The organism is Fibrobacter sp. (genome assembly GCF_045112255.1).
Taxonomy (GTDB): domain Bacteria; phylum Fibrobacterota; class Fibrobacteria; order Fibrobacterales; family Fibrobacteraceae; genus Fibrobacter.
The window spans coordinates 19,223-30,144 of record NZ_JBGUHR010000074.1; the positions used below are offsets into that span (position 1 = coordinate 19,223).

The following is a 10,922-nucleotide window of genomic DNA, read 5'->3' on the forward strand; positions in this document are numbered from 1 at the left end:
GATAATAAAACCTTGGAAACAGGAGTGCTTATGTTTGGTTTGAAGAAAAAATGCGGTTGCAAGCTTGGAGTGTTGGCAACTTTGACTTTGGCGGGTTTGGTATCGCAGGCTTTTGCGAGTGCCGACACTTTGGTGCTTACGCCACCGCTGGGATGGAACAGCTGGAACGTGTTCCACGAAAACATCAATGAAAAACAGATTCAGGAAATTGCCGATGCAATGGTCGAATCCGGCTTGAGGGATGCAGGCTACGTGTTCCTTAACCTAGACGACAACTGGATGGATACCAAGCGCGATGCTCAGGGTAACCTCCAGAACAACCCGAAGACTTTCCCGAGCGGCATGAAGGCCATTGCCGATTACGTGCATAAGAAGGGCCTCAAGTTCGGTCTTTACGGCGACCGCGGTAAACGTACCTGCCACCATTACAACAGCAACTGGCAGAGCGAAAGCGGCTCCAATGGTCACGAAGAACAGGATGCCAAGAAGTTAGCTGAATGGGGCGTGGACTACTGGAAGTACGATAACTGCGACTCTGATCCGACGACTCAAGAAAAAGATTACACCAAAATGTCCAATGCACTCCGCAATTCCGGACGCGACATCGTGTTCAGTATTTGCATGTGGGAATACAAGGACTGGATGCCTAAGATTGCAAACCTCTGGCGTACCACTTTCGATATCGGCCCCGCATGGATTTCGCAGTCCTGGTATCGCGGCGTCTATGAAATTATCGATGCAAACAACAAGTATTGGCAGATTGCAAAGCCTGGCCACTGGAATGACCCGGACATGCTCGAAGTGGGCAACAACGGCCTCTCTTACGAAGAACAGCGCTCCCAGATGACGATGTGGTCTATTATGGCCGCTCCCATCATGATCAGCTCTGACGTCCGCAAGATGAGCAACGAGACCAAGGAACTTTACCTGAACAAGGACATGATTGCCATTAACCAGGACTCTTTGGGTGTTCAGGGCCACCGCATCTCCGATAAGAACGGCAAGCAGGTTTGGACTAAGCCCTTGAAAAATGGCGACATCGCCGTGGCTCTCCTCAATAACAACTCTTCTACCCAGACCGTTGAATGCAACTTTGCAGACATTGGCGTGGAAGGCGAAGTTGAAGTCCGCGATGCCTGGAAAAAGAAGGACTTGGGACCGGTTTCCCACGTTTCTATAGAACTTCCGGCTCACGGTTCTGCACTGCTCCGTTTGGTGGTCAAGCCGGTTCCTCGTAAGCCGTTCAAGGATAAAGCTCTCGCTATTCCGGGTAAAATTGAAATGGAAGATTTCGATATTACTGGCGTGGGTCAGGGCAACACTAGCTACAACGAAAATGATTCCGAAAACCATGGCGATAGCGACTACCGTCCGGGTACTGGCGTTGACTTGTACGAAAAGGCTTCTGGCATTATCGTTGGTTACAACCAGGCTGGCGAATGGCTCGAATACACCGTGAACGTTGCCAAGACGGGAACTTACACGATGAGCGCTTCCGTGGCTTCTGCAAACAGCACTTCGAGCTTCAAGCTTTCCATGGACGGCAAGGACATTACCGAAGAAATTGCCGTTCCGCAGGCAAGCTCCGGCGAAGACAATTACGATGACTACAACACAGTTGAAGCCAAAGTGAGCCTGACCGAAGGCGAACACATTTTGCGCTTTACAGTGACCGGCGACTGGATGGACATCGACTGGATTGAGTTTACCGATGGAACGGTTGGACTTGCAAAGACTCGTCTCACGTCGTTTGAATCTGAGAATTCATACAACGTATTCAGTGCTACGGGTAAGCACCTTGGCCGCGTGGACTTGAACGGTGCTGGCATGGCTCAGGCTCTCGAAAATGCGGGCTACGCACGTGGCACGTACATGATGCGCTCCGTCAAGGGAAACCAGATCCACCGCGTGAACGTCGCTAGGTAAAATCTCTCCTCACGCATTCAAAATGCTTCGCACTCTCGCGAGGCATTTTGTGCTTTTTATCACAGCCTTTCTGACATCGAAGGTGGAAAAACAATAACCAATGACTACTGACCAATGACTAGTAACCGCTTCTTACTGTCCATGGATAAACAGTCCACAATATCTTCCTCAGAACCATAAAAAAATAAGCATTTCAAGAATAATTTTAGAGTGTTGTTAGGGCAAACTATGTTTGGTTTTAAAAGTGAGGTTAGGTATGAGCTTCAAAACATTTAGTCACCTTGCCGCAGTTTCCGCGCTCTTCTTGGGTGCAACTGTTGCTACTGCAGCTGATCAAGCTACGTTCTATGTCGCTCCCAATGGTAGCGATTCCAATAAGGGTACCGAAGAGGCCCCGTTCAAGACGATTACGCAGGCACAGAAGGCTGTGCGCGCTGTCAACGGCACCATGACGGGCGATATTTCCGTCATTCTCCGTGGCGGTACCTACCAGCTTCCGGGAACGGTCAACTTCACCGAAGCCGATGGCGGTAAGGATGGCCATTACGTGCGTTATAAAGCATATCCTAACGAAATGCCGCTTGTCACTGGCGGTATCCCGATGTCTGGCTGGACCATTCACGATGAAAAGAATAACATCTGGAAGGTCGAAGGCGTCGAAGCCCGTTTCCGCCAGCTCTACGTGAACGGCAAGAAGGCTATTCGCGCCCGTATGCCGAACCTCAAGGACAATGGCGACCACAACTTCTTCCGCTTGAACAAGGTGGACTCTACGGGTTCTGCATTCCTTCTGAACAGCAGCGATGTCAAGTCTACGGACTGGAAGAATCCGAAGAAAGTCGAAATCCATTTGATGATCGCCTGGGCCGAAAGCATCTTGCGTCTTGACAAGATCTCGCAGCAGGGCAATACCTTCAAGTTCGAACCGCAGGATCCTGAAAGAAGCAAGCTTTTCCGCCGCAAGTACCCGATGCTCGGTACCGCATTCATGAGCAACCCGCCGAAGCAGCAGGTCTACTACCTCGAAAACGCATACGAATTTATCGACCAGCCGGGGGAATGGTACCTCGACGAATCGACCAACACGCTTTACTACAAGGCCCGTGAAGGCGAATCTATGGGCACGGCAAACGTCGTTGCACCGCGCATCAACACGCTTTTCAGCATTCTCGGTAAGGATACTAAGAATAAAGTTGGTTACATGTCTTTCGAAGACATCACCTTTGCTCATACAAACTATCTGCGCCCGAGCGAAGAAGGTTTCCTCGATTTGCAGGCAGGCATGTTCAACATCGAAGTGATTGCAGAAAATGGCCGCCTTGGCTCTAACAAGTTCCTCCTCTGGCGTCCGGATGCAGGTTTCCGCATCGAGAATGCTCACCACATGAAGATCAAGAACTGCACCTTCACGCAGATGGCTGCAACCGGTCTTGACATGGTTTCTGGAACGAACGACGACGTTGTCGAAGGTAGCGTCTTCTACGAAATCGGTGCAAACGGCATTATGCTCGGCAAGTTCTCTCAGGACTCCTTGACCGAAATCCACATTCCGTACAATCCGACCGACAAGGATGAAATCAGCACACGCGATACGCTCCGCTATAACCTCATCACCAACGTCACCAACGAACATCAGGGTGCTGTGGGCATTGCCGCTGGCTATCCGCGCTATGTCGTGATCGAAAATAACGAAGTGTCCTATACAAACTATTCTGGTATCTCTGTGGGCTATGGCTGGACCAAGCAGCAGACGGCCATGACGAATAACAAGATCAACAAGAACAACATCCACCACATCTCCCGTTTGCTCTGCGACTCCGGTCCGATTTACACTTTGAGCAACCAGGGTACGGGTAGCGAAATCAAGGAAAACTACCTCCATGATTACGCCGCATCGGAATGGTCTGACTACTGGGTTCTCCCGATTTATCTCGATGAAGGTTCTAGCGGCTTTGCTGTCGAAAACAACTCTTACAAGAACGCACCGAGCGGCGTTGGCCGTAACGCTCCGGGTGAATTTACCGAAAAGAACAATAATGGTTTCATCGCTTCTGTTGCCGAAGCTGCAGGCCTTCAGGGCGAATTCAAGAACATCGGGGATCGTATTGCTACAATCCCGCTTCCGGATTTCTCCAACGTGGTTCCGCAGGCTCCGTTTGTTGACAACATGACGATTCCGGGCACCATCGAAATGGAAAATTACGATGAAGGTGGCCAGAGCGTTTCCTTCAACGACAAGGATTTTGTGAACGAAGGCGGCGTTTACCGCGAAGATGGCGTGGACATCACTCTGATTGATTCTACCGACAAGTCGAAGGGCTACGCTGTGGGTTACACGCAGGCTGGCGAATGGATGGAATACACCTTGAAGGTGACTGCCGCTGGTGAATACGTGTTCCTCGCTAACGTTGCTTCTGGTCTCGAAGGCTCTAGCTTCCAGCTCTTCATGGATGGCAAGGCTATCAGCGATACGATTGTTGCCCCGAAGGGCGAAGACTGGAATACTTACGGTACTGTGGAAGGTAAGACGGCTGCTCTCGAAGCTGGTGAACATGTGCTTCGCGTGGCAATTACGGGCGCTTACCTGAACATTGACTGGATCAAGTTCGGTAAGACTAAGGAAGAAATCATTTCGATCAAGCCGAGTGTCCGTTACGGATTGAACATGGATATTTCTCGCAGCTCTACGCTGAACGTGTTTGATATCCGTGGTCAGCATTTGGGCCGCATTCACGTGATGGGTGTACCGACGACAAGCTCTGTGATGCAGGCTATGCATGCGAAGAACTTCAAGTCCGGTGTCTACTTTGTTCAGAGCGTGAACAAGGCTTTTGGCAAGATGATTCAGGTAAAATAATTTGGTGAAATGGGGTGAACTATGAAGATGACAAGTAAAATACTTCTCGCATTCGGACTTGGTTTGGTGTCCAATGCACTCGCTGAAAATCCGATTTTCCAGACGTACTATTCGCCAGACCCGGCTCCGGTCGTGTTTGGCGACACCGTCTGCGTGTACACGGGTAACGACGAAGGTGGTTCCTTCTTTACCATGCACGGTTGGCGAGTCTCTTGCTCTACCGATATGGTGAACTGGACCGATAAGGGCGAACTTATTCTTTCCCATGCCGACTTTAACGGCAGTGCAAAGGCAAATGGCGACTGGGCCGCTCAGGTCATTCGTCGCAATGGCAAATATTATTACTACGTGACCGTGGAATCGACTCGCAGTGGTCGCGCCATTAACGTCGCTGTTGCCGACAAACCCGAAGGTCCGTTTAAGGATGCGCTCAACGGCAAGCATCTCGCTGGGCCGAACTGGGATTACATTGACCCGACTGTATGGATTGACGATGATGGCCAGGCATGGCTCTACTGGGGTAACCCGAAGCTCTATTACGCCAAGCTCAAAGAGAACATGATTGAGTTTGACGGACAGATTCAGGTGACGGATATGAGTCGAGGTTTCTCTCCGAATGGGAACTCAGTGTACACTGAAGGTCCGTGGATCCACAAGCGTGGCAAGAAGTATTACATGATTTACGCCTCCCATGGTGTGCCTGAAAAGATTTCGTACTCCACTAGTGATTCTCCGACGGGTCCGTGGTCTTGGGGCGGCATCATCATGGATCAGGGCAACAACACGGCATTCACGAACCACTCCGGCCTCATTGATTTCAAGGGGCGCAGCTTCTTCTTCTATCACAACCAGAAGAATGTGAGTGGCGGTGGCTATAGCCGTTCTACCGCAGTCGAAGAATTCACCTGGAATGCAGACGGTACTATTCCGGCCATTAAGTCTACGAATGACGGCGTCAAGAAACCTATCAAGAATCTTGATCCGTTCGAACGTGTTGAAGCCGAAACCAAGTCTTGGGTGGGTGGCATCAACGTGGACAAGAGCGGTGGATACACCATCATCAAGCATGTGGCAAAGCAGGGCGATAACGTCTACCTCACGAACATGGGTTCGAACTTCTATACAAAGGTTCGCTCTGTGGACATGGGCGATGGCGCTGATCGCATTATCGTTTGCACAAGAGGCAATGGCGGCAAGATTGAACTCCACGCCAAGTCCGAAACGGGTGCAACACTTGCAACGATGAACATCCCGGCAAGCTCCAGCTGGCAAGAAAATACCTTCGACCTGAAGGATGCCGCAGGCGTTGAAGACTTGTTCTTCGTCGTCAAGCAGGGTGGTTTCGATTTCGACTACTGGTACATGGAAAGCGAAAAGACTGCCATTCCGCAGACCCCGTTCAAGGAAGTCGCATCTGCTATTCCGGGCAAGATCGAAGCTGAAGATTACGATGTCGGCGGCCACAATAAGGCCTTCTACGATAACGACCGCGAAAACAAGGGCGGCGCCTACCGCGAAGATGAAGTGGACATTGTGCAAATTGATTCTACCGACAAGTCTAAGGGCTATGCTCTCGGTTACACCGAAGATGGCGAATGGGTAGAATACACGATCGATAACCAGATTGCTTCGGAATATACGCTCGTTTTGAACGTGGCAACGGCTTCTGAAGATGTCGGAGTCCAGTTCTTCATTGATGACAAGGAAATCACCGATGTCATCAAGGCTCCGCAAGGTGAAAATTGGGACACGTATAGCGAAGTCAAGGTGCAGACAAAAGAAATTCCGAAGGGCGAACATGTGCTCAAGATGCAGATTGTTGGCAACTACGTGAATGTAGACTGGTTCAAGTTCTGCATGGGCTTCGATTGTGAAGACAAAGTCTCGATCCGTAGCCCTCGCGTCGAACTCCAGATTCCTGAGAAGATTTACGCTGTCTTTGGCATGACGGGCAAGTTCCTCGGCAACGTCGAAGTCAACGGTCAGAGTGTTGCGAAGTCCATCCGTTCCGCTGGCTTTGTTCCGGGCGTCTACATGGTCCGTAGCCTCGGCCACTCCAAGACCTTCCGCGTTCTCGTGAAGTAACGACTGCGTTGACGAGTGCGTCATCCTGAACCCGTTAGCGACCGCGTCATCCTGAGCGAAGAGGCGTAGCCTCGTAGCGAAGGATCCAGTAACATTCCAAAATGGCGACCTCCGGGCCGCCATTTTTATTGTCATAAAAAGTCTTAATACCTCAAATTAGAACATTCCAAATCGCAGTAAACAAAGGCATTCCAGCGCGTTCGACCTTTGATAAAATGTCCACAGAACATTGTTTTTTTAATGAAAAAAATCTTGTATTTGAGGGTATTTTTTTGTTTAGGAATATGAACGGGAGGACTCTATGAAGTTCGGATCTACTTTGTCTTTGACAATTTCTGCCGGTTTGGTTTTGGCAGCTTCTGTTTTTGCTCAACCCAATGACGAGTGGAATGGCAAGCCGAGAATTTTTGGCGTGAACACGCTTACGCCGCACGTCACGTCGATGCCTTATTCGACTGTTGAAGAAGCTGTGAAGGGCGACCGCCACGCTTCGGAATGGTATCAGACGCTTTCGGGTACATGGAAATTCTACCATGTCGAAAAACCTGCTCAGCGCAACAATGATTTTTACAAGGATAATTACGATGTGTCCAAGTGGGATAACATCAAGGTCCCGAGTTCTTGGCAGCTCTTGGGCTATGACCATCCGATTTACACGAACGTCATTTATCCGTGGTCCCAGAATAACCGCGTTTCTGCACCGTATGCTCCGACGGATTTTAACCCGGTCGGTCATTATCGCCGTACGTTCACGGTTCCCGAAAACTGGGATGGCAAGCGCATCCGTTTGCACTTCGAAGGTGTCGAATCCGCTTACTATGTCTGGGTGAACGGCAATTACGTTGGCTATAGTGAAGACTCTTTCACGGGCCACGAATTCGATATCAATAAGTACCTCCGTAAGGGCGAAAACAACATCTCCGTGCAGGTGTTCCGCTGGTGTGACGGCTCTTGGCTCGAAGACCAGGACTTCATCCGTCTTTCCGGCATTATGCGCGATGTGTATATCTACGCTGTGCCGCAGGTCCACATTCAGGACTTCCAGATTGATGCGACTCTCACGAATGGCTATAAAGATGGTCTCTTGAAGACGACCGCCTGGATCTACAACTCGACCGATAAGGAATCGGGTGCTTATTCTGTAGAACTTTCCTTGTACGATGCTTCCGGTGCCGAAGTCATCAAGCCGACTTCCCAGAAGGTGTCTGGCATTGGCTCGAAGGGCGGTGAAAAGAGCGTCCACTTCGAAATTCCGTATTCTTCTCCGAAGCGCTGGTCTGCTGAAACGCCGGACCTCTATACCGCAGTGCTCACGTTCAAGGATGCTGACGGCAAGATTCTTCAGGTTGAAAGTAACAAGATCGGTTTTAGGAAGATTGAAATCAAGAAAGATAACGGCGCTCCACGTTTGTATGTAAACGGAATGCCGGTGAAGTTCCACGGCGTGGACCGTCACGAACTTGATCCGGATAACGGACGTGCAGTGACTTACGAACGCATGGAAAAAGACATTATTCTCATGAAGCGTTTCAACATCAACGCGCTCCGTATGTCTCACTATCCGAACAATCCGATGATGTACGATCTTTGCGATAAGTATGGTATCTACGTCATTGACGAAGCGAACGTCGAAAGCCATGGTGCAAATAATGACCTTCCGAAGAATAGTGATGACTGGCGCGCTCCGGCTGTGGATCGCATGAATTCCATGGTGCAGCGTGACAAGAACCATCCGTCTATCATTCTCTGGTCTCTCGGTAACGAAGCGGGTAACGGTAACGTATTTGCTTCTGAACGTGAACGCGCACACGCTATTGACTCCACGCGCTTTGTCCATTACGAAGGCGACTGGAACAATGCTGATGTGAACAGCTGGATGTACTTTGGCCCGGATGCTGTTGCAAACTACAAGGATGCAAACAAACCGATTATGTTGTGCGAATACGAACATGCAATGGGTAACTCCGTGGGTGACTTGCAGGAATACATGGATGCCTTCTACGGCAACCCGCGTTCCTTCGGTGGTTTCATTTGGGACTTCATCGACCAGGGTCTCCGTCACAAGGGCACTCCGTATTTCGAATTCGGTGGCATGTGGGGTGACTGGCAGAACGACGATAACTTCTGCGCTAACGGCCTCGTGTTCCCTGACCGTAAAATCCAGCCGGAAATGTGGGAAGTCAAATACCAGTATAGCCAAATTCGCGTAAAGAACATCGATGCCGCCAAGGGCAAAATTGAAATCCAGAGCCGTTACCTCTACAAGAACCTCGGCGACTTCCTCGATGCTTTCTGGGAAATTCGTGAAAACGGCAAGGTCATTCATAAGGGCAAAATTGACGGATCTCAGATGAACATCGGTCCGAACGAAAAGAAGACCGTGACGATTGATATGCCGAAGATTGAAACGACGATTGGTGCTGAATACCACCTCGACATCGATTTCCGCCTCAAAAAGGATGAACTCTGGGCAAATTCTGGTTTTAGCGTTGGTCACGAACAGTTCGGCATTGACTTGGGTCAGCTCTGGTCTACTGAAGTGGATATCAGCTCTCTTGATGCCCACAAGGTTTCCAAGAACAATGGCCTTACGATTGAAGGCAAGGATTTCAAGATCCGCTTTGATGAAAAGACCGGTTTGCTCGCTAGCTACGTTCTCGATGGCGATACGATCATCAAGGATGGTGGCCGTCCGAACTTCTGGCGCGCCCCGACCGATAACGACAAGGGCTTCAATATGGAACGTGGCCATGGCGAATGGCGCAAGGCTAGCAAGAACCGCTCTGTGACTTCTGAAGTCAAGGAAGTTTCTGCCCGTGAAACGCAGGTGACGTTCAATTTCAGCTTCCCAGATGTGGGCAGCTCTCGCATGAAACTGACTTACACGGTTTACGGCAGCGGCGATATCGTTGTGGAATACACGTTTAATCCGGATGGTTCCAAGAGCTACATCCCGAACGTCGGTACGCTCTTTACTGTGCCGGGCGGCTATGAAAAGGTCCGTTACTTTGGTCGCGGCCCGGATGAAAACTACATCGGTCGTAATCGCGGTAGCTTCATGGGCCTCTATTCCACCTACGCTGATTCTATGACGGTCATGTACATGGAAATTGGTGAAACGGGTCAGCGTACCGATGTGAAGTGGGCTACGCTCACGAACGAAAAGACGGGCAAGGGCCTTATGATTGTGGGTAACCCGCGTATGGAATTCAGCGCTCAGCATTACACTCCGGAACAGCTCACCGACGTGAAGCTCCCGTGGGAACTCAAGCGCGACAAGGACATCACGCTTCGCGTAGACTTGCACCAGATGGGTCTCGGCGGTATCAACTCCTGGGGTGCAGAACCTATGCCTGCATATCGCTTGAATGCCAATCGCGAATACTCTCACAAGTTCCGCATTGCTCCGATTCGCCAGAAGTTGAACGATCCGACTGAATACTCGCTTCTCGGTTTCACGAACTTTGGTTGGAATGATTTGCCGGCAGCTCCGATTCCGGATATCTACGGTAACGACAAGGGCAAGGTGGATCCGACAACGCTCAATAAAGATCCGGAAAATCCGGTGGCGCTCCCGGGCAAGATTCGTGACCTTGTTGTGGCCGAAAAGAACTACAATGTCTTTGATGCTCAGGGCAAGAAGGTTGGCGCATTCGCAACTCGCGGTGTCGAAGATCTCCACGCACTCACGGCAGGACTCGTCAAGAACTCTGGTGTGTATATCGTGAAGTCTAAAAACGGTGGCCAGTCCTTCCGCATCACCGTCAAGAAGTAAGAAATAGTCGATTGAAGAACTGTCATCGCGAGGTGCTCTCCAACGCCTCGCGATGACTTTTTTTATGCCCTCGTCATTCTGAAATTCCATTCTCGTCATTCTGAGCGTAGCGAAGAATCTATTAATAATATTGTAAGCGAGAAAACTATTAAACAATTTGATGATGATAATAAAACGTCGAGAGAATGAAAGCGTCGGCCAAGGATGGGGAGGGTGCAGGGAGGGGCCCGTGCGGCCTTCGCAACTCCGAGCTGGGGCCCCGCCCGCATGACGTACATT

General features: G+C 50.3%; 4 protein-coding genes. All 4 read left to right on the forward strand.

Going from position 1 to position 10,922, the window contains the following annotated elements; all coding sequences use genetic code 11:
• The first annotated feature begins 30 nt into the window (after nt 1–30).
• The 4 genes from ACJMM9_RS10565 (at nt 31) to ACJMM9_RS10580 (ending at nt 10,643) form a co-directional block, all read left to right on the forward strand.
• Nucleotides 31–1,926 (forward strand): carbohydrate-binding protein, encoded by a 1,896-nt coding sequence (locus ACJMM9_RS10565; RefSeq protein ID WP_405326573.1) that lies wholly within the window; start codon nt 31–33, stop codon nt 1,924–1,926.
• Between the two features lie 256 nt (nt 1,927–2,182).
• A complete protein-coding gene (locus tag ACJMM9_RS10570) occupies nt 2,183–4,783 on the forward strand; it encodes a carbohydrate-binding protein (RefSeq protein WP_405326576.1) in 2,601 nt (866 codons plus the stop codon).
• A gap of 21 nt (nt 4,784–4,804) precedes the next feature.
• A complete protein-coding gene (locus ACJMM9_RS10575) occupies nt 4,805–6,868 on the forward strand; it encodes a family 43 glycosylhydrolase (protein ID WP_405326578.1) in 2,064 nt (687 codons plus the stop codon).
• A gap of 301 nt (nt 6,869–7,169) precedes the next feature.
• On the forward strand, nt 7,170–10,643 hold the full coding sequence (locus ACJMM9_RS10580; protein WP_405326581.1) for a glycoside hydrolase family 2 TIM barrel-domain containing protein: 3,474 nt from the start codon (nt 7,170–7,172) through the stop codon (nt 10,641–10,643).
• The last annotated feature ends 279 nt before the right edge of the window (nt 10,644–10,922 follow it).

Bases quoted from the DNA above. Each gene is read 5' to 3' on its own strand.
- ACJMM9_RS10565 (WP_405326573.1), top strand. From the start codon at position 31: ATGTTTGGTTTGAAGAAAAAATGCGGTTGCAAGCTTGGAGTGTTGGCA.
- ACJMM9_RS10570 (WP_405326576.1), top strand. From the start codon at position 2,183: ATGAGCTTCAAAACATTTAGTCACCTTGCCGCAGTTTCCGCGCTCTTC.
- ACJMM9_RS10575 (WP_405326578.1), top strand. From the start codon at position 4,805: ATGAAGATGACAAGTAAAATACTTCTCGCATTCGGACTTGGTTTGGTG.
- ACJMM9_RS10580 (WP_405326581.1), top strand. From the start codon at position 7,170: ATGAAGTTCGGATCTACTTTGTCTTTGACAATTTCTGCCGGTTTGGTT.